Source organism: Streptomyces pilosus, assembly GCF_014649835.1.
GTDB classification, from domain to species: domain Bacteria; phylum Actinomycetota; class Actinomycetes; order Streptomycetales; family Streptomycetaceae; genus Streptomyces; species Streptomyces pilosus.
In genome coordinates this window covers 118,078-136,213 of record NZ_BMTU01000010.1, presented here as the reverse complement: position 1 = coordinate 136,213, position 18,136 = coordinate 118,078, and the positions used below count along the sequence as shown (strand labels likewise).

General features: G+C 74.4%; 19 protein-coding genes. 13 read left to right on the top strand and 6 right to left on the bottom strand.

All coding sequences use genetic code 11. The features are described from left to right. Window positions 1–12 precede the first annotated feature (12 nt). Both IE118_RS23595 and IE118_RS23590 read right to left on the bottom strand, forming a co-directional pair. On the bottom strand, window positions 13–522 hold the full coding sequence (locus tag IE118_RS23595; protein ID WP_189560018.1) for a nucleotide triphosphate diphosphatase NUDT15: 510 nt from the start codon (window positions 520–522) through the stop codon (window positions 13–15). A gap of 87 nt (window positions 523–609) precedes the next feature. Further along, a complete protein-coding gene (locus IE118_RS23590; protein WP_189560017.1) occupies window positions 610–1,083 on the bottom strand; it encodes a carboxymuconolactone decarboxylase family protein in 474 nt (157 codons plus the stop codon). 256 nt (window positions 1,084–1,339) lie between these two features. On the opposite strand from IE118_RS23590, the gene IE118_RS23585 reads away from it, so the two are divergent. From IE118_RS23585 to IE118_RS23550, 8 genes are all read left to right on the top strand, one after another. Continuing rightward, window positions 1,340–2,845, top strand: a complete 1,506-nt coding sequence (locus IE118_RS23585; RefSeq protein ID WP_189560016.1) for a PTS transporter subunit EIIC — start codon at window positions 1,340–1,342, stop codon at window positions 2,843–2,845. A gap of 181 nt (window positions 2,846–3,026) precedes the next feature. Then, window positions 3,027–3,923 carry an RNA polymerase sigma-70 factor gene (locus IE118_RS23580; protein ID WP_189560015.1) on the top strand — a complete coding sequence of 299 codons (897 nt, stop codon included), beginning with the start codon at window positions 3,027–3,029 and terminating at the stop codon, window positions 3,921–3,923. A 146-nt stretch (window positions 3,924–4,069) separates the two neighbouring features. Next, a complete protein-coding gene (locus IE118_RS23575) occupies window positions 4,070–4,816 on the top strand; it encodes an SDR family oxidoreductase (RefSeq protein WP_189560014.1) in 747 nt (248 codons plus the stop codon). Window positions 4,817–5,084: 268 nt separating this feature from the next. Then, the gene (locus IE118_RS23570; protein WP_189560013.1) at window positions 5,085–5,300 is read left to right on the top strand and encodes a hypothetical protein; all 216 of its coding nucleotides are present in this window, start codon (window positions 5,085–5,087) and stop codon (window positions 5,298–5,300) included. Beyond that, window positions 5,297–6,526 carry a macrolide family glycosyltransferase gene (locus IE118_RS23565; RefSeq protein ID WP_189560012.1) on the top strand — a complete coding sequence of 410 codons (1,230 nt, stop codon included), beginning with the start codon at window positions 5,297–5,299 and terminating at the stop codon, window positions 6,524–6,526. Before IE118_RS23570 ends, IE118_RS23565 begins: the two co-directional genes overlap by 4 nt. After that, window positions 6,523–7,017: a hypothetical protein gene (locus tag IE118_RS23560; RefSeq protein ID WP_189560011.1), complete on the top strand. Its 495-nt coding sequence runs from the start codon at window positions 6,523–6,525 to the stop codon at window positions 7,015–7,017. The genes IE118_RS23565 and IE118_RS23560 overlap by 4 nt, the downstream gene beginning before the upstream one ends. Then, complete coding sequence (locus IE118_RS23555) at window positions 7,014–7,946, top strand: alpha/beta hydrolase family protein (protein WP_189560010.1); 933 nt, start codon at window positions 7,014–7,016, stop codon at window positions 7,944–7,946. The genes IE118_RS23560 and IE118_RS23555 overlap by 4 nt, the downstream gene beginning before the upstream one ends. A 134-nt stretch (window positions 7,947–8,080) precedes the next feature. Then, window positions 8,081–8,947, top strand: a complete 867-nt coding sequence (locus IE118_RS23550; RefSeq protein ID WP_189560009.1) for an endonuclease/exonuclease/phosphatase family protein — start codon at window positions 8,081–8,083, stop codon at window positions 8,945–8,947. Between the two features lie 6 nt (window positions 8,948–8,953). On the opposite strand, the gene IE118_RS23545 is transcribed toward IE118_RS23550, so the two are convergent. Both IE118_RS23545 and IE118_RS23540 read right to left on the bottom strand, forming a co-directional pair. Beyond that, window positions 8,954–9,286, bottom strand: coding sequence for a putative quinol monooxygenase (locus tag IE118_RS23545; RefSeq protein WP_189560008.1), 333 nt, complete (start codon window positions 9,284–9,286; stop codon window positions 8,954–8,956). A gap of 12 nt (window positions 9,287–9,298) precedes the next feature. Continuing rightward, a complete protein-coding gene (locus IE118_RS23540; protein ID WP_189560007.1) occupies window positions 9,299–10,849 on the bottom strand; it encodes an MFS transporter in 1,551 nt (516 codons plus the stop codon). A gap of 300 nt (window positions 10,850–11,149) precedes the next feature. Between IE118_RS23540 and IE118_RS23535 the strand changes: the two genes are divergently transcribed. The 4 genes from IE118_RS23535 (at window position 11,150) to IE118_RS23520 (ending at window position 16,502) form a co-directional block, all read left to right on the top strand. Beyond that, a complete protein-coding gene (locus IE118_RS23535; RefSeq protein ID WP_189560006.1) occupies window positions 11,150–11,914 on the top strand; it encodes an ABC transporter ATP-binding protein in 765 nt (254 codons plus the stop codon). Between the two features lie 3 nt (window positions 11,915–11,917). Further along, window positions 11,918–14,446, top strand: coding sequence for an FtsX-like permease family protein (locus IE118_RS23530; RefSeq protein ID WP_189560005.1), 2,529 nt, complete (start codon window positions 11,918–11,920; stop codon window positions 14,444–14,446). A gap of 137 nt (window positions 14,447–14,583) precedes the next feature. Beyond that, window positions 14,584–15,855, top strand: coding sequence for a sensor histidine kinase (locus IE118_RS23525; protein ID WP_189560004.1), 1,272 nt, complete (start codon window positions 14,584–14,586; stop codon window positions 15,853–15,855). Further along, the gene (locus tag IE118_RS23520; protein WP_189560003.1) at window positions 15,843–16,502 is read left to right on the top strand and encodes a response regulator; all 660 of its coding nucleotides are present in this window, start codon (window positions 15,843–15,845) and stop codon (window positions 16,500–16,502) included. The genes IE118_RS23525 and IE118_RS23520 overlap by 13 nt, the downstream gene beginning before the upstream one ends. Before the next feature lie 40 nt (window positions 16,503–16,542). On the opposite strand, the gene IE118_RS23515 is transcribed toward IE118_RS23520, so the two are convergent. After that, the gene (locus IE118_RS23515) at window positions 16,543–16,896 is read right to left on the bottom strand and encodes a MazG-like family protein (RefSeq protein ID WP_189560002.1); all 354 of its coding nucleotides are present in this window, start codon (window positions 16,894–16,896) and stop codon (window positions 16,543–16,545) included. A gap of 51 nt (window positions 16,897–16,947) precedes the next feature. Beyond that, window positions 16,948–17,490, bottom strand: coding sequence for a DoxX family protein (locus IE118_RS23510; protein ID WP_189560001.1), 543 nt, complete (start codon window positions 17,488–17,490; stop codon window positions 16,948–16,950). 129 nt (window positions 17,491–17,619) lie between these two features. Between IE118_RS23510 and IE118_RS23505 the strand changes: the two genes are divergently transcribed. Next, window positions 17,620–17,946 carry a nuclear transport factor 2 family protein gene (locus tag IE118_RS23505; RefSeq protein ID WP_189560000.1) on the top strand — a complete coding sequence of 109 codons (327 nt, stop codon included), beginning with the start codon at window positions 17,620–17,622 and terminating at the stop codon, window positions 17,944–17,946. Window positions 17,947–18,136 lie beyond the last annotated feature (190 nt).

Genomic DNA, 18,136 nt, shown 5'->3' with positions numbered 1-18,136 from the left:
CAGGATTCATATTTAGGAGGATGTGATCTGTGCGACGTCGCCGGCGACCCGGTAGCGGCGTACGTCCGCCGCCCCTCGGGGAGTTGTCCCGGGCCACAGGCAGTCCAGCACCGAGGCGGTCGGAGCGAACAGCGCGGAGGGAACCTCCTCGCGCGCGAACCACTCCCAGCGCACGATCTTGTCCGGCTCGGTGACCCGGGGCACGCCCACCGCCCCCTCGGTGACCGCCGCCGCCGTGACGCGGGTCAGCCCCCGCAGACCGTCCACGGCAACGGCCAGGATCCGTACGGCGGTTGCGGGAACCACGAGTCCCGTCTCCTCTGTCAGCTCCCGTGCGGCGGCGGTCTCGAAGTCCTCCCCGGCGTCCACCTTGCCGCCGGGGAGCTCCCACTTCCCGTCGTGGCCGAGCCCGAGCAGGACGCGACCGGTCCGGTCGAGGACGGCCAGACCCACTCCGGTGAGGCTCTGGGGGGTGGGGCGGGCGCGGTCGGGGCGCTCGGCCCCATGTTCGTCGGTGTTCATGCCGCCATTCCACACGGCTCCGGGCATGGCCGTCCCCCCGCCCGGTGGGTCCCGGGCCGGGGGACGGAGGAGGAGGGCGGTGCGTCGTCAGTCGAACTGGCCGGGCCGGTAGTCGCCGGCCGGCTGCCGGTTGATGACGTTGATGCGGTTGTAGGCGTTGATGACGGCGATCAGCGAGATCAGCGCGGCCAGTTGGTCCTCGTCGTAGTGCTCGGCCGCGTCCGCCCAGGCCTCGTCCGTGACACCGCCGGCGGCGTCCGCGATGCGGGTGCCCTGCTCGGCCACCTCCAGTGCCGCGCGCTCGGCGTCGGTGAACACCGTGGCCTCCCGCCACACCGCCACCAGGTTCAGCCGCAGTGCGGTCTCGCCCGCGGCGGCCGCGTCCTTGGTGTGCATGTCGGTGCAGAATCCGCAGCCGTTGATCTGGCTGGCACGGATCTTCACCAGTTCCTGGGTCGCGAGCGGCAGCGTCGAGTCGTGCACCACCCTGTTCGCCGAGTTGATGTGCCTGAGCACCTTTCCGGCGAGAGCGTTGCCGAAGAGGTCGATCCGGGCGTCCATCGCGTGAACCTCCTGATGTCGTGTGCGGTTGCACCCCGATGACCGGCCGGCTCCGGGATGTGTGACAGCGGCCGGCTGTGACGCGGCCCGCACCGCCGCCGCCGACGGGTCTTGACGATCACGGGTACTGAAAATATCTTTCACCCTCAGGCGGAACGGCCGAAAGAAAATTTCGGCACGGGGGGCGCCCGGCACTCGACGGTTCCGCAGCCGCCTGATGCAAGAGCCCCACCTCACAGCAAGGCACGAGCGCACCATGAGCGACGAGAACAAGCACCACGCCACCGCTGCCGCCCTCCTCCCCCTGGTCGGAGGCGCGGGCAACGTGACGTCGGTGGCCCATTGCATGACCCGGCTGAGGCTGGGACTGCGCGACCGGTCCCTGGTCCAGGACGAGCGGCTCAGGGCACTGCCGGCGGTGCTGGGCGTCGTCGAGGACGACACCTACCAGATCGTGCTGGGGCCGGGCACGGTCGCGCGGGTCACGCCCGAGTTCGAGGCCCTGGTCGAGACGGAGCGGGCAGGAACCGCGCGGGCGGCCGCGGACCACGGGACCGGCCCGGTGACCGCCGAAGGGCTCGCGGCACAGGGCGCGGCGTTCCGGGCGGAGCGCCGAACGAGGAACGCCACACCGTTCAAGCTGTTCCTGCGCCGCATCGCCGACATCTTCGTGCCCCTGATCCCCGCGCTCATCGGCTGCGGCATCATCGCGGGCCTCAACGGCCTCCTCGTCAACCTGCACTGGCTGCCCGCCCTGACCCCGGCGCTGACGGCCATCGCCTCCGGGTTCATGGCGCTGATCACCGTGTTCGTCGGTCACAACACGGCCAAGGAGTTCGGCGGCACACCCGTTCTCGGCGGCGCCGTCGCCTCGATCGTCGTCTACGCCGGGGTCGCCGACGTGGAGGCGTTCGGCCGGCACCTCTCCCCGGGGCAGGGCGGTGTACTCGGCGCGCTGGGTGCCGCGTGGCTCGGCGTGCACGTGGAGAAGTGGTGCCGCCGCAGGGTCCCGGAGGCCGTCGACGTCCTGGTGACGCCCACCCTCACCGTGCTGGTGGCCGGACTGGCGACCCTCTTCGGGCTGATGTTCCTCGCCGGCGAGGTGTCCGCCTGGATCGGCGACGCCGCCGACTGGCTGCTGACCCACGGCGGCGCGGGCGCCGGTTTCCTCCTCGGCGGTCTCTTCCTGCCGCTGGTCATGCTGGGTCTGCACCAGGCCCTCATCCCCATCCACACCACGCTGATCGAGGGGGCCGGCTTCACCGTCCTGCTGCCCGTCCTCGCCATGGCGGGCGCGGGGCAGGTCGGCGCCGCGATCGCGATCCACCTGCGCCTGCCCCACAACACCTCCGTCCGCGCCACCATCAAATCGGCGCTCTGGCCCGGCTTCCTCGGCGTCGGGGAGCCGCTCATCTACGGCGTGTCCCTGCCCCTGGGCCGTCCCTTCGTCACCGCCTGCGCGGGCGGTGCCTTCGGCGGCGCGTTCGTCGGACTCTTCAACCAGCTGGGCACGGCCGTGGGCTCCACCGCGATCGGCCCCTCCGGATGGGCCCTCTTCCCGCTCCTCGACGGCAACCACGGCCTGGGGCGGACGGTCGCCGTCTACGCCGGCGGGCTCGCCGTGGGCTATGCGGCGGGCTTCCTCGCGACCTACTTCTTCGGCTTCACCAAGACCATGCTCGGCGAGCTCGACGCGGCGCCGGACGCTCCCGCCGCCCTCCGGCAGCCCGCTCCCGCGGACCCGGTGACCGAGAAGGTGTGAACGACGGCGCGGGCGACCGGGAAGACCCGAACGACGGCGCGGGCCGCCTCCGGTCCGGTCCGGGGGGCCGGGCCGGGGCCGCCGCACCAGGTCGGGACGGGCGGGGGCGGTCGCGGACCGCGGACGCGGGCCCTCTGAGCGGCGCGTAGAGTGGTTGCCCCGGAAATCTGAAGGGACCGTCATGCACGCCGGCGACGACAGCGCATCCCTCGACCGGGCGACGAAGGACTTCCTCGCGGCGCGCCCGCAGCTCTTCGGGATCGCCTACCGGGTGCTCGGGAGTGCCGCGGAGGCCGAGGACGTCCTTCAGGAGACGTGGCTGCGGTGGCAGCACACCGACCGCACCGGCGTGCGCGAGCCCAAGGCCTTCCTGACGACGGTCACGGCGCGACTGGCCATCAACGTCGCCCAGTCGGCGCGGGTCCGGCGGGAGGCGTACGTGGGGCCGTGGCTCCCCGAACCGGTGGACACCACGCACGACCCGCAGATGGGCGCGGAGCGGGCCGAGGCGCTCGAGATGGCGGTGCTGCTGCTCCTGGAGAAGCTGAACCCGGTGGAGCGGGCGGCGTACGTGCTGCGGGAGGCCTTCGACTACCCCTACGGGCAGGTCGCGGACATCCTGGAGACCAGTGAGGCCAACACCCGGCAACTGGTGAGCCGTGCCCGCAGGCACCTCGCCGCCGAGCGCAGGAAGCAGGTCAGCCCCGCCGATCACCGGCGCCTGCTGGAGTCGTTCCTCGCCGCCGCGCAGACGGGCGACCTGGCGGTGCTGGAGAACGTCCTCGCCGCCGACGTGGTCAGTTACGCGGACGGCGGCGGCGTGCGGGGCGCCTCCCGGATCCCGGTCGTGGGACGTACCCACGTGTCCAAGTACCTCGCCGCCTTCGCACCGCGGTTCTGGCCGCCGGCCGGCACACGCTGGGTCGAGGCCAACGGACGTCCGGCCGTGCTCGTCTCGGTGGGGGACGACCCGGTGGCCCTGCTGTCCGTCGACGCCTCCACGGAGGGCATCGACCGGATCATGTGGGTGATGAACCCCGACAAGCTGGCACCCTACGTGGCCTCCCTGAGCGTCTGAGGGACCACCGGCCGGGGCGGCGGTCGGCGCGTCCGTACCGGACGTGTCCCCGGTACGGACGCCCGGCCCGCTGTCACACGCGCGGCGCACGTCCGGTCCTTCGCGGTGAGGACATAGTGAGAACTCCCACCGAGAGGAACCACCTCATGAAGGTCGTAGTGATCGGCGGTACCGGGCTCATCGGCTCGAAGACGGTCGACAGGCTCAGGGCAGAAGGGCACGAGGCGGTGCCGGCCGCGCCCGGCACCGGCGTCAACACACTCACCGGCGAGGGCCTGGCCGAGGTCCTCCGGGGCGCCTCGGTCGTGGTCGACGTCTCCAACTCGCCGTCGTTCGCGGACGACGCCGTCATGGAGTTCTTCCGCACCTCGACCGCCAACCTCCTCAGGGCCGGGGCCGAGGCCGGTGTGACCCACCATGTCGCACTGTCCGTGGTGGGCACCGACCGGCTCCAGGAGAGCGGCTACTTCCGCGCCAAGCAGGCGCAGGAGAACCTGGTCCGGGAGTCCGGCCTGCCGTACTCCCTCGTCCGTGCCACGCAGTTCTTCGAGTTCATGACGGGCATCGCCGACATGGCGACCGAGGGGAACACCGTGCGCCTCTCCCCGGCCAGGATCCAGCCGATCCACTCCGACGACGTGGCCGCGGCCGTGGCCCGTACGGCCGTCGGCACGCCCGTCGAGGGGACGGTGGAGGTCGCCGGCCCCGAGGCGTTCGGGCTGGACGAGATCATCCGTACGACCCTCACCGCCCGGAACGACCCGCGCACCGTGGTGACCGACCCCCGGGCGGGCTACTCCGGCGCCCCGCTGGAGGAGAACACCCTGCTCCCCGGTCCGGACGCCCGGCTCGCCGGGACCGGCTACACCGACTGGCTCGCGCGGCAGAGCTGACCTCCGGGACCCGGCCCCGGACCCCGGCGACGGGGACCGGGGCCGTTCCTCCGCGCCCGTTTCCCGGTCGCTGATCGGCACCGGCCGGGCGGGCACGTTCCCGCGCCGGTCGACCCTCTCCCGGTGCCGGCGGCAGCACCGACTGCCCGGAAACCTTCAGCGGTCCGGGACCACCACGACGATCCCCCTGTCACAGACGGCACGGCTGTCCGGTCCATGGGACGGAAGACGCCGACGACGCGGCGTCCTGACCGGAAGGGATGAACGCATGACTGGCTTGGGTCCGCGGGGCCTGCCCCGGCCCGTGGCGGCGGAAGCGGGAGGAGACGGGGGCGCGCCCGGGGCCGCGCCCACCGGACTGCGGAAGGGCGCCTCCGGAGCGGAGCCGCCGGGGACGGCCGACACCGCCGCCCTCGCCGCGGGACCCCTGCCCGACGGCATGCGCGCCGACCGCCACGGCCCCCGTACGGGGGCCGGCCGATGAGCACCATCGCGTTCCTCACCGTCCCCCTCCACGGACACGTCAACCCGACCCTGCCGGTCATGGCCGAACTCGTCCACCGCGGGCACACCGTCACCTGCCACACCACCGCCGCCTTCGCCGACGCGGTGGCGGCCACCGGCGCGACCGTGTACCTCTGCCCCGGCGACGGCCCGCCGTTCTCCGGCCGGCCGACGCCGCTCACGCTCCTGGACCACCTCGCCCGCACCGCCGTCGGCGTGCTGCCCTCCGTGCTGTCCGACCTGCGCCGCACCCGGCCCGACCTGATCGTCCACGGATCCGCCTGTCCGTGGGGCCCCGTCGCGGCGAACGAACTCGGGGTGCCCGCGGCCTCGGTGTTCACCACCATGGCGTTCAACCGGTCCGTGCCCAGCCCCACCGGCGCGTCGCGGCACCTGCTGGCCGCGGCGGCGGCCCGGCCCGGCACCGTCCGCGGCTACCTGCGGTCGCGGCGCCGGCTGTCCCGCCGCCACCGCACCCGGGGCCTGCCCCTGCTCGACCTGGCCAACGCACGCCAGCCGCTCAACCTGGTGTTCACCTCACGAGCGTTCCAGCCCCGCGCGGAGACCTTCGGCCCGTCGTACCGCTTCGTCGGCCCCAGCGTCGGAGCCCGTCCCCACGACCCGTCGTTCCCGCTCGACCTCCTGCGCCCACCGGTGCTGTACGCCTCGCTGGGCACCGTGTTCGACGCGGACCCGCGCGTCCTGCGCACCTTCACGCAGGCGCTGGCGCCCCTGGCGGGCACCGTGGTCGTCTCCACCGGACACACCGACCCCGCCCTGCTGGGCCCCCTGCCGTCCCATGTGACGGCCCGCCGCTTCGTCCCGCAGCCGGACGTCCTGGACCGGGCCGCGCTGTTCGTCACCCACGGCGGCATGAACGGGGTCAACGAGGCCCTCGACGCCGGTGTCCCGCTGCTGGTCGTCCCCCAGGGAGCCGACCAGCCGCTGGTCGCCCGCCGGGTCGTCGCACTCGGTGCCGGACTGTCCCTGCGCACCGAGGACGTCACCGCGGCCCGGGTGACCGCCCTCGCCCGGCGCCTGCTCACCGAGCCCGGCTTCCGGGCCGCGGCCGCCGGCCTGCGGACCGCCCAGCGCGAGGCGGGCGGCCCCCGGCGTGCCGCCGACGAGCTCGAGGAGTACCTGCGCCGGTCCGGCGGCCCCGGCCGGGTGAATACGGTCGACTCACCACAGGAGTGCCGGCCGTGACCCCCGTCGCCGTCGTCCTGGTGGTGCTCGCCGGCCTGTCCGAGGCCGCCGGCCGCATCCTGCCGCTGGTCGCGCGCCGGTCCCGCGTGTCGCGGCCCGTCGTGTGCGGCCTCCTGCTGACCGGCACTGCGGTCGAGAGCGCGGTGATCGCGCTGTGGCCGCTGACCGCGTGGGCTCTCGCCCGGCTCGGCCGGTCCGTGCCGGTGGTGTCCGACGCCACCGCGCTGACCTGGACGCCGGCCCAGGTCGCCCCGCTGCTGCTCTGCGCCGTCATCGCGTTCCCGCTGCTCGGGCCGCTGCTGCACCTGTCGCTGCTGCTGGGCGTCGGAGCGGGCCTCGCCGGACCCCTCGCCGCGGCCACCGGCGTGACCTGGTGGACCGCCGCCGGGTGCCTGGCCCTCGCCGGAGTGGGGCTCGCCGCCGTCGTCGAGGCCGTGCGCCGCGTGGTCGCGCGGACCGGCACCGCAGGACCCCGGGAGCTGCCCGCATGACCTGGTTCCCGCTGCTCGCCCTGGTCCTCGGCCCGGTGCTGCTCGTCGAAGCCCTGCTCGCCCGCTACGAGGTGATGCTCTACACCGCCGGATGGCGCGCTCCCGCCAACCGGCTCCCGCCCGGCATGCCCTACGCCCGGGGCGCGGAACCCGACCGTCCCCCGGACGCCTACCTGGTCTACCTGGACGGCATCGGCAAACGCCGCTTCACCGACACGCGTGACGGGGGCCGGCTCGTCCAGGCCCTGATCGCCGCGGACCCCGGCCTGCGGGTGCTCGGACAGGTGCAGCCCTACTCCCCGCTGGCCGCGCCGCTCGCCGGGCGGCCCGTGTGGGAGTGGATCCGCCGGCACGCCGGGCTCCTGCTCTTCCTGCACAACGTCATGCAGATCTTCGTCGCCGCCGACCGCCGCTACCGCCCCCTGTACAACCGTGCCGTCGGCGCCCAGATCGCCGACCAGCTGAGGCTGGCGGGCTACCGTCCGCGCAGCGGCGTCCCGGTGGTGCTGCTCGGCTACAGCGGCGGCGCCCAGGTCGCCACCGGAGCGGTGGAGGAACTGCACGCCCGGCTGCGTGCCCCGCTCCTGCTGATCACCCTCGGCGGTTTCCACAACGGCGCCAACGACCTCACCCACGCCTGTCACCTGCACCGGCTCACCAGCGCCCACGACCGGATCGAACGGCTCTGCACCTGGATCTTCCCGCAGCGGTGGCGGCTGCTGCGGCGCAGCGGATGGAACCGGGCCCGGCGCGCCGGGAAGGTCACGGTGCACCGGCTGGACCCGGCCACCCACGTCGGCCCGCGCAGTTACATCAGCCCGGTGGCGCACCGCCCCGACGGCCGCACCCACCTGGCCCGCACCACCGGCCTGGTGCTCACGCTCATCCGGGACCTGCGGCCCACGGGACCTCCGGGCCGCAGGAGTTGAGCCGTCCGGCGTCCGGATCGTGCCGAAGCCCCGTGGGCGCGGGACGCCTGTGCTTCCATTCTGCGGGTGACCGGACACCCGGTCCCAGCCCGCCCGCTCGGAACCGTCCCGCCCCGACGCGACCTGGAGAAGGCATGCCCGGATTCCGCCGCCCCGCCCGTGCCACCGCCGTCCTCGCCACCGTACTGCTCGCGGTGGCGGCCCCCGCGACGGCCGCGGCCGCCGGAGCCCCCGGCTCCCGGGGCCCCGCGGTACCGCTGCGGGTGGCGACCTACAACATCCACGCCGGGGCCGGGCAGGACCAGGTCTTCGACCTCGACCGCACCGCGGCCGCCCTGCGCGCGCTGGACGCCGACGTCATCGGTCTCCAGGAGGTCGACGTGCACTGGGGCGCCCGCAGCGAGTTCGCCGACGAGGCACGCGCACTCGCCGGGAAGCTGCGCATGCGGGTGTTCTTCGCCCCGATCTACGACCTCGACCCCGCGGGCCCGGACGGCGAACGCCGACAGTACGGGGTCGCCGTGCTCAGCCGCCACCCGGTGCTCCACGCCGAGAACCACGAGATCACCCGGCTCTCCACCCAGTCGCCCGACCCGGTGCCGGCCCCGGCACCCGGCTTCGCCGAAGTGGTGGTCGACGTGCGGGGCGCACGGGTGCACGTCTACTCCACGCACCTCGACCACCGGGCCGACCCCTCGGTCCGCTCCGCCCAGGTGGCGGACATGCTCGCCGTGCTGTCCGCGGACCACGGGCCGAAGGTCCTCGTCGGCGACTTCAACGCCGAGCCCGGTGCACCGGAGTTGGCGCCACTGTGGCAGGCGGTGCGGGACGCCGCCCCGCACGGCGGCGCCACCTATCCGGCGGCCGCTCCGGTCAAGCGCATCGACCTGGTCACCGTCTCACCCGGCATCAGGGTGACCGGCGCCCGCACCATGGCGACGGAGGCGTCCGACCACCTGCCGGTGGTCGCGGAGCTGCGGGTGCCCCGGCGCGGCCGCTGAGACGGTTCACCCCTGCCCCGTCACGCGCATCTCGCCCAGCTCCGACCAGTCGTCCTGCGGGACCGACGCGTTCACGATCCGGGGCGTCGCGGCCAGGTGCGGCGGCAACGTCCGCTGTGCGGTGCGGAAGTGCTCCGAGCGCACGTGGGCCGCGCCCGCGTCCTCGTCGCGGAACGCCTCGACCAGGACGTACTCCGTCGGGTCGTCGAGGCTGCGGGACCAGTCGAACCACAGACAGCCCGGCTCCGCCCGGGTCGCCGCGGTGAAGTCCGCGGCGATCTCCGGCCACTGGTCGGCGTCCTCGGGACGGACCCGGAACTTGGCGGTGATGAAGATCATCGGTCTCCTTCCTCACCCCGGACCGGGTACCGCGCCGCCCTGGAGGCGCTGCAGGTCCGAGGGGCGTACCTGGATGGCCAGTACGGCGATCAGCGCGGCCACCGCGGCGAAGACGGCCGCCGTGACGAACGCGGCGGAGACGCCCGCGGTCAGGACCTCGTCCGCCCAGGGCGCGGGCAGCTCCCCGGTGCGCCGGAACTGCAGGCGCTCGGCGGGGGTGGCCTGCTGGAGGAAGCGCGGCACCTGCTTCTCCGCCTCGTTGCCGCTCGCCGTGCCGTACATGGTGACCAGTATGGACAGGCCGAGCGAACCCCCCACCTGCTGGGTGGCGTTGAGCAGCCCGGAGGCGGCGCCCGTCTCCCGGACGGCGACGTTCGACAGCGCCATGAGGGTCAGCGACACGAACTCCATGCCCATGCCGAGGCTGAAGACCAGCATCGGACCGAGGACGCTGCCCGCGTACGTGGAGTGGACGTCGGTCAGGGTCAGCCAGGCCAGACCGGCCGCCGCGAGGAGACCGCCCACCACCATGAAGGGTTTGGGCCCGTACACGGGCAGGAACCGCGAGGCCAGCCCCGCGCCGACCGCGATGACCGCGCTCACCGGCAGGAAGGCGAGTCCCGCCCGCAGCGGGCTGAAGTCCAGCACGTTCTGCACGAACAGCGTCAGGAAGAAGAACATGCCGAACATCGCCGCCGCCAGGCACAGCATGATGCCGTACGTGCCCGCCCGGTTCCGGTCCGCGAACATGTGCAGCGGGGTGATCGGCTGCCGCGACCTCCGCTCGACCAGCACGAACACGGCGAGGACGACGACGGCCACCGCGAACGAGACCAGTGTGAGGGTGTCCCCCCAGCCGTCCTGGGCGGCCCTGATGAACCCGTAGACCAGCAGCACCATGCCGACGGTGGAGGTCAGGGCGCCGGTGACGTCGAAGTGCCCGGGATGGCGCTGCGACTCCTTGATGAAGCGCGGGGTGGCGAGGACGATGAGAAGCCCGATCGGGACGTTGACGAAGAGCACCCACCGCCAGTTCAGCCACTCGACCAGCATGCCGCCCGCGAGCAGCCCGATCGCGCCGCCGCCCGCCGACACGGCGGCGAACACCCCGAAGGCCCGGTTGCGTTCCGGTCCCTCGCGGAAGGTGGTGCTGATGAGCGCGAGTGACGTGGGCGAGGCGATCGCGCCCCCCACGCCCTGCAGGGCGCGGGCGGCCAGCAGTTGACCGGGGTTCTGGGCCAACCCGCCGAGCAGGGAGGCCAGGACGAAGAGCAGCACCCCGAAGACGAAGACGCGCCGTCTGCCGAGGATGTCACCGGCCCGGCCGCCGAGCAGCAACAGCCCGCCGAAGGTGAGCGTGTAGGCGTTGACCACCCAGGACAGGCTGGTGGTCGAGAAGTCCAGGGAGCGCTGGATGTCCGGCAGCGCGATGTTCACGATGGTGATGTCGAGCACCACCATCAGCTGGCAGGAAGCGATGACCAGCAGTGCCATCGCGTTCCCGCCGCCGGTGTCGCGCTCGGTGTGCCGGGGCGCGGAAGTGGGACGGGGTCGACTGGTCATACGGGGTCGCCCTTTCGGGAAGCCACCGTTCGACCGTACGCGCGCCCCTGGGCCCCCACCACTCGATCTCCGCGGCGCCGGACGGGTGATGGGCGCGCGGGTCCGCAGCACGGCCTCGAGGTTCTCGTCCGCCACGAGGACCGCGCAGCTTCCACCGGCGCACGCGCACCGGTATCGCGACACACGGGCGGTAGTGCCTGCACCACCCGCGTCCGGTCACTGGCTGCATGGGCGGGGCGACCCGCGGCTTCTACCGTCGTGACCGTACCGCCCCACGCTCCGCCCGGAAGGCACCCCACCATGTCAGTGACCCCGGCCGACGTCGCCGTCGGCCTCGACCACGTGCACAAGACGTACGGCACGCACCAGCCGGTCGTGGCGCTGGACGACGTCAGCGCCGAGTTCGTGCGCGGCACCATGACGGCCGTCACGGGACCGTCCGGTTCCGGCAAGAGCACCCTCCTGCACTGCGCGGCGGGGCTGGACCGGCCCGGCTCCGGCACAGTGCGGATCGGCGGCACGGACCTGTCCTCGATGTCCGAGAAGCGGCTGACCGAACTGCGCCGCAGCCGCGTCGGATTCGTGTTCCAGGCGTTCAACCTGGTGGGCGCGCTGGACGTGGAGCAGAACATCCTGCTGCCCTCCCGTCTGTCGGGCCGCAGGCCGGACCCGGCCTGGGTCGCCGAGGTGATCGGGAGGGTCGGACTGGGCGACCGGCTGCGCCACCGGCCGGCCCAGCTCTCCGGCGGCCAGCAGCAGCGCGCCGCGATCGCCCGGGCGCTCGTCACCCGCCCGGACGTCATCTTCTGCGACGAGCCCACCGGAGCCCTGGACAGCCGCGCCGCGGCCGACGTCCTCGCCCTGCTGCGCTCGGCTGTCGACGAGGCCGGACAGACCGTCGTCATGGTGACCCACGACCCGGTCGCCGCGTCCTGCGCCGACCGCGTGCTGGTCCTCGCCGACGGGCGAATCGTGCGGGACGTCCCCCAGCCGGCCCCCGAGCGGATCCCCGGACACCTGACCCCGCGGGGCAGCTCCCGGCCCGTCGCCATCCGGGAGGGCTGATCCGTGCTGCACCTCGCCGCGCGGATGCTGCGCTTCCGCAAGGGCGCCTTCGCCGCCACGTTCGTCGCGCTCGCCGCCGGTGTCGCCGTCCTGATGACCTGCGCCCTGCTCGTGGAGTCCGGGTGGCGCTACCAGGGCCTCCCGCAGCGCTACGACGCCACCCTCGCCGTCGTCGCCGACCGGGAACTGCGGGTGGCGGGTCCGACGGTGCTCGGCGAGACCGAGTACACCACCGTCGCCCTGCCCGAGCGCGGCAGTGTCGCCGCGGAACTGGCCGGGAAGCTGGCCGTCGTGCCCGGCGTGGCGCGTGTGGTCGGCGACCGGTCGATCACGGTGACCACGACCGCCGCCCCGGACGTGCCCACCACCGGACACGGCTGGTCCAGTGCCGCCCTCGCCCCGCACCGGCTGGTCTCCGGCGAGCCGCCGCGCGCCGACGGGGAGATCGCCGTGGACACCCGGCTCGCCGCCCGCACGGGGCTCTCCCCGGGTGACAGCACGGACGTCCTCACCGGGGGAGACAGCCGCCGGTACCGGGTGAGCGGTGTGGTCGGGACGGACGGCGCGGCGGGGGAGCGGGCGGCGCTGTTCTTCACCGACGACCGGGCCGCCGCACTCGACCCGCGCCCCGGCCGCTTCGACGCTCTCGGCGTCCTCGCCGAACCGGACGCGGACGACCGGGCCGTCCTCGCCGGGGTGCGCCGCATCGCCGACGGAGCGGGCGCGCGGACCTACACCGGTGACGAGCGCGGCCTGGCCGGGGAGCCCGAGGCCGCCGCCGCCCGCGCGCTCACCCTCCAGGCGGGCGGCGCCTTCGGCGGCTACGCCGCCATGATCATCGTCTTCGTCGTCGCCGGGACCGTGGGCCTGTCGGTACGGCACCGGCGCCGCGACCTCGCCCTGCTGCGGGCGGTCGCGGCCACCCCGGGCCAGGTGCGGCGGATGCTCCTCGCCGAGACCGGCCTGCTCGCCCTCCTCGCCGCCGTCGTGGGCATCCCGGCGGGACTGCTCGCCACCGCACTGGTCCGCGACGGACTCGTCACCCGCGGATTCGTACCCGACGACTTCACCGTGACCGGCGGGCCGCTGTCGGCGGCCGCCGTGACCGTGGCCGTCACCGCCGTGGCCCTGCTCGCCGCCTGGACCGCGGCGCTGCGCGTCACCCGGATCCGGCCCACCGAGGCCCTGGGGGAAACGGCCGTCGAACGCGGCCTCGGCAGCAGGGCACGCGTGGTGGCCGGTCTGGTGTGCCTCGCCGCCGCGCTGTCGCTGACCGGCCTGACCGGAGCCACCGACGGCGAGACCGCACTCGGTGCCGCGACGGGCATGCTCTACACGTCCGTGCTGGGCATCGCGCTGCTCGCGCCCTGGATCAACCGGGCCGCGGCCCGGCTGCTCGGGCCCGTCCTGCGCGCCGTCTGGGGCGACAGCGGCTACCTCGCCGCGGCCAACCTGCGGGCCGGCGCCCGCGGGATGGTCGCCGTCCTCACCGCCCTCGTGCTCGCCGTGGGCTTCGGCGGCACCGTGTGGTTCCTCCAGGACAATCTCCAGCGGCAGACCGCCGTCGAGAGCCGCGACGGCCTCCTCGCCCAGTACGCCCTCACCAGCGGCGCCGGACTGCCGGCCTCCGCCACCGCCGAGGCCCGCCGGGTCCCCGGGGTGGTCGCGGCGACCGGCGTGCGCCGCACCTCCGTCGTCGTGCCGGGCGGGCTGGAGGCGCGGACCGTCGTGGCGCAGGGCATCGACCCGGAGGGCGTGGAGCGGACCCTGGACCTGAAGGTCCGCTCCGGCAGCCTCGCCGGACTGCGCGAGGACACCCTGGCGGTGTCCACGGCGCAGGCGGACGCCGCCGGCTGGGAGGTCGGGGACGACGCCGAACTGTGGCTCGGCGACGGAACGCCCGCCACCCTGCGCGTCGTCGCCCTGTACGACCGCGGCTGGGGCTTCGGCGACGTCACCCTCCACACCCGGACCCTGACCGGGCACACCGTCACCGGACTCGACGACCAGGTGCTCATCCGCACCGCACCGGACGCCGACACCGGCGCCGCCCTGGCCGATCTGGCCCGCCGGTACCCGGCCGCGGCCGTCGTGGACGCCGACCGGCTCACCGGCGAACTCGCCCACGACCTGGCCGTCAGTGGCTGGCTGAACAGGCTGCTCGTCGCCGTCCTCGTCGGCTACGCCGTCCTGGCCGCCGCCAACACGCTCGTCATGGCCGCCCTGGCCCGCACCCGGGAGCTGTCCCTGCTGCGGCTGGTCGGGTTCACCCGCGGCCAGCTGAAGCGGATGGTGCACGCCGAACAGGCCGGTCTGCTCGGTGTGGCGCTCGTCATCGGCGGGGCGATCGCGGCCGTCACCCTCACCACGGTCGTCAACGCCGTCTCCGCGCAGCGCGTCCCCCACGTCCCGGCCGCCGGGGCGGCCGTCGTCGTCGCCGGGACCGTCGCGCTGGCCCTCGCCGCCACCCTGCTGCCCGTCGGCCGGCTCCTGCGCACCCCTCCGGTCGAGGGCATCGGCATCCGCGAGTGAGCACCGCCCACCGGGCCCCGGACGGGATCGCCCCGCACCGCTCCCGGGCCCGCGGCGGCACCGTCCGCGCACCGGCCGGCGGACGGCCGGGCGGGCCGGGCACCGGGCGTTCTATCCTCCGTGCCGGGGAGGTGCGGATGACGGCGACCGACGACCGTCCGGCGGACGGCCGCACGGGACGGACAGGGGCCGCGTCCGCGCGCGCCCGGGCGGCGCTGGACGCCCTCGAACACCTCGTCGGGGGCCTGGGCACCGGCCTGCTGGCGCTGCTCGCGACCCTGTGGCTGGCGCTGACCACCGCGGCCTGCCTCGTCGGGGTGGGCCTGTGGCTGCTGCCGTCCGCCCTGCACGCGGTGCGGGCCGTCGCCGACCGGGAGCGGATCCGGCTGTCGCGGTGGGGCCCGGAGATCATCGGCCCGGAGCCGCTGCCGGCCGGGCTGCGGGCCGCGGTCACCGACCGCGCCGTCCGCCGCGAGGTGCGCTGGGCGTGCACGCACGCCGTCTTCGGCCTCTTCCTCGGACTGGTCGGGGCGACGCTGCCGCTCAACGCGGCCCACGACATCACCTTCCCGCTGTTCTGGCACCTCCTGCCGGAGAGCGAGGCCACCGCGGCGCTGGGCTGGTGGACCGTGCGCGACTGGCCCGGCGCCCTGTTCGTCACCGTGCTCGGCGTGGGGTGGGTCGGTGTCGTCCTGGCGGGCACGCCCGCGCTCGCCCGGTTGCAGGCCCGGCCCGGCCGGCGGCTGCTCGCCCCGGACCCGGGGACCGACCTCGTGCTGCGGGTCGCGGAGCTCACCGCCACCAGGGCCGCCGCCCTGGACGCGCACGCCACCGAACTGCGGCGCGTGGAACGCGCGCTGCACGACGGCGCGCAGAACCGGATCGTCGCCGTCACCGTCCTGCTCGGCGCGGCCCGCCGCGCCCTGACCCGGGACCCGGCCGCGGCCGACGCCGTCCTGGCGCGCGCCCAGGACGCCGCCGAACAGGCCCTCGCCGACCTGCGCGGCGTGGTCCGCGGCATCCTCCCGCCGGTCCTCGCCGACCGCAGCCTGCCCGACGCCCTCACCGGCCTGGCGGCCGGCTGTCCGGTGCCCTGTCACCTCGACGCCGACGTGCCCGGCCGGTGCGCGGCGGCGGTGGAGGCGACCGCGTACTTCGTGGTCGCCGAGGCCCTCACCAACATCGCCCGGCACAGCGGGGCCCGGGAGGCCGCGGTGGTGGTGCGCCGCCTGGGGGACCGCCTGCACGTGGAGGTCCACGACGACGGCCGCGGCGGCGCCGACGAGCGGAACGGATCCGGCCTCACCGGCATACGGCGCCGCACCGAGGCGCACGACGGAACACTCGAACTGGCCAGCCCACCCGGCGGCCCCACCACCCTGAAGGTGACCCTGCCATGCGGATCGTGATCGCCGAGGACGACGCCCTGCTGCGCGAAGGGCTCGCACTGCTGCTGCGCGCCGAGTCCCTGGAGGTGGTGGCCACGGCGGAGAACCCCGGCGCCTTCCTGGACGCCGTCGACGCGGAGGAACCGGACGTCGCCATCGTCGACGTGCGCATGCCGCCCACCCACACCGACGAGGGCATCACGGCGGCCGTGGAGGCCAGGCGGCGACGACCGGAACTCGCCGTCCTCGTGTTGTCCGCGTACGTCGAACAGGCCTTCGCGACGGATCTGCTCGCCCAGGGCACCGCCCGGCTCGGCTATCTGCTGAAGGAACGGGTCGGACGGGTCGAGGAGTTCCTCGACGCGCTGCACCGGGTGGCGGACGGCGGCACCGCCATCGACCCCGAGGTCGTCGCCCAACTCCTCACCCGCACCCGGCCGGACGCCCGGCTGGGACGGCTCAGCCCCCGGGAGCGGGACGTCCTCGCACTGATGGCCGAGGGACTGGGCAACACGGCCATCGCCGAACGGCTCGTGGTCAGCGACGGCGCCGTCCACAAGCACATCCGTAACATCTTCGCCAAGCTCGACCTGGCCCCCACCGACCGCACGGACCGCCGTGTCGCGGCCGTGCTCCACTATCTGGAGGACGCCCGGCGCCGCGACTGAACCGCGGCACCGGGCCCCGGACGGCACCCGCTCACCGGCGTCATGTGCCGAGGGAGCGGCGGGTGACCCCGTCCAGGTGACGGGTGAGAACCTCGCGGGCGTCGGGCGTGAGCGTGCGCAGCGCCACCAGTGCCGTGACGGCCACGTCGCACAGCTCGGACCGGACGTCCTCCCATGTGTGCGTGGTGCCCTTGCGCGGGTTCTGGCCGGTCGCCCCGATCACGGCCTGGGCGACCTCGCCGACCTCCTCGGACAGCTTCAGGATGCGCAGCAGCAGGTGGTCCGGGCCGTCGACGGGACGGTGGGCGTCGAGCCAGCCGCACAGATCCTCCACGGCCTCCCACAGGTCCGTCCCGGCAGCCCGGGGCGGGGGAGGAGACAGTTCATCGCTCATGGACGAAGCCTGGCACGGGCCACTGACATCGCCCGGTCCGGCCGGTCCCCGCTACTCGAACAGGGCCTCCTGCTCGCCCTCCCTGATCTTGCGGAGCCGCCGGTTGCGGGCCCCCAGCATCACCGCCGTGCCCGCCCCGATCGCCGCGAAGGCCGCCGGCAGCATCCAGGTCCGGTCGGCCGTGTGGCCGAGGGCGTGGTCCAGGGAGAGCCGGCCGGGTCCCGTCACGGCGAGACCGGCGGCCGTCAGACCGAGCGACGCGGCGTACTCGAAGCCGCCCTCCTGGTTGAAGAAGCCGTTGGGCGCGTGCACGGCGGACGCGCCCGCCATCGCCCCGGCCGCCGCGGCGCCCGCCGCCGGGGTGGCGAGTCCGAGGGCGAGCAGGGTGCCGCCGCCCGCCTCCGCCACGCCCGCCAGCGTGGCGCTGGTCCTGCCGGGCGCGTAGCCGATGGACTCCATGAACTGACCGGTGCCCTCGATACCGCCGCCGCCGAACCAGCCGAAGAGTTTCTGCGCGCCGTGCGCCGCGAGCACCCCGCCCGTTCCCAGCCGGAGCAGCAGCAGTCCCAGATCGCGTCGGTCGTAACAGGTCACGTCGTCTCCCCGGGAGCGGTGGCTTGGCCCGACCACCGTCGCACCCCCGGCCCGGACCGGGCGCGCCGCCGGTCGCCGTTCGGGTGACGCGGGTGGCGGGGGCCGGTGGACGGTACGACGCTGGCGGACATGACCATTCAGACCACCCGCCTCAGCGACCCGGCCGTGCGCGCCTTCGTCGCTGCCGTCAACCACCATGACCGGGAGGCCTTCATGGCCCTCCTCGCGCCCGGCGCCACCATGGCGGACGACGGCACCGAGCGCGACCTCGCCGAGTGGACCGACCGGGAGATCTTCTCCTCCCACGGCCACATGGACGTCGACAACGAGTCCGACGGCGGCCGCCGTCTCGTGGCCCGCTACCGCAACGACACCTACGGGGAGATGCGCACCCGCTGGAGCTTCACCGTCGACGACGACGGCCGCATCTCCCGCTTCGAGACCGGCCAGGCCTGACCACGCGGGGGCTCCGGCCGGGGGACCGGGACGACCGGTCCCGCCCCCGGCCGGAGCCCCCGCGGGGCGGGCGCCACAACAAACGTGCCCGTCGTGAGAGTTGGGTGAGGGGATAGTCACAGATCTCGCCCAGTCGCTCGTTGAGGGTTTCAAGCAACGCTTTCAGCTCGGCTTTCGTCCGGCGGTTGGC

Bases quoted from the DNA above. Each gene is read 5' to 3' on its own strand.
- IE118_RS23595 (WP_189560018.1), bottom strand. From the start codon at position 522: ATGAACACCGACGAACATGGGGCCGAGCGCCCCGACCGCGCCCGCCCC.
- IE118_RS23590 (WP_189560017.1), bottom strand. From the start codon at position 1,083: ATGGACGCCCGGATCGACCTCTTCGGCAACGCTCTCGCCGGAAAGGTG.
- IE118_RS23585 (WP_189560016.1), top strand. From the start codon at position 1,340: ATGAGCGACGAGAACAAGCACCACGCCACCGCTGCCGCCCTCCTCCCC.
- IE118_RS23580 (WP_189560015.1), top strand. From the start codon at position 3,027: ATGCACGCCGGCGACGACAGCGCATCCCTCGACCGGGCGACGAAGGAC.
- IE118_RS23575 (WP_189560014.1), top strand. From the start codon at position 4,070: ATGAAGGTCGTAGTGATCGGCGGTACCGGGCTCATCGGCTCGAAGACG.
- IE118_RS23570 (WP_189560013.1), top strand. From the start codon at position 5,085: ATGACTGGCTTGGGTCCGCGGGGCCTGCCCCGGCCCGTGGCGGCGGAA.
- IE118_RS23565 (WP_189560012.1), top strand. From the start codon at position 5,297: ATGAGCACCATCGCGTTCCTCACCGTCCCCCTCCACGGACACGTCAAC.
- IE118_RS23555 (WP_189560010.1), top strand. From the start codon at position 7,014: ATGACCTGGTTCCCGCTGCTCGCCCTGGTCCTCGGCCCGGTGCTGCTC.
- IE118_RS23550 (WP_189560009.1), top strand. From the start codon at position 8,081: ATGCCCGGATTCCGCCGCCCCGCCCGTGCCACCGCCGTCCTCGCCACC.
- IE118_RS23545 (WP_189560008.1), bottom strand. From the start codon at position 9,286: ATGATCTTCATCACCGCCAAGTTCCGGGTCCGTCCCGAGGACGCCGAC.
- IE118_RS23540 (WP_189560007.1), bottom strand. From the start codon at position 10,849: ATGACCAGTCGACCCCGTCCCACTTCCGCGCCCCGGCACACCGAGCGC.
- IE118_RS23535 (WP_189560006.1), top strand. From the start codon at position 11,150: ATGTCAGTGACCCCGGCCGACGTCGCCGTCGGCCTCGACCACGTGCAC.
- IE118_RS23525 (WP_189560004.1), top strand. From the start codon at position 14,584: ATGACGGCGACCGACGACCGTCCGGCGGACGGCCGCACGGGACGGACA.
- IE118_RS23520 (WP_189560003.1), top strand. From the start codon at position 15,843: ATGCGGATCGTGATCGCCGAGGACGACGCCCTGCTGCGCGAAGGGCTC.
- IE118_RS23515 (WP_189560002.1), bottom strand. From the start codon at position 16,896: ATGAGCGATGAACTGTCTCCTCCCCCGCCCCGGGCTGCCGGGACGGAC.
- IE118_RS23505 (WP_189560000.1), top strand. From the start codon at position 17,620: ATGACCATTCAGACCACCCGCCTCAGCGACCCGGCCGTGCGCGCCTTC.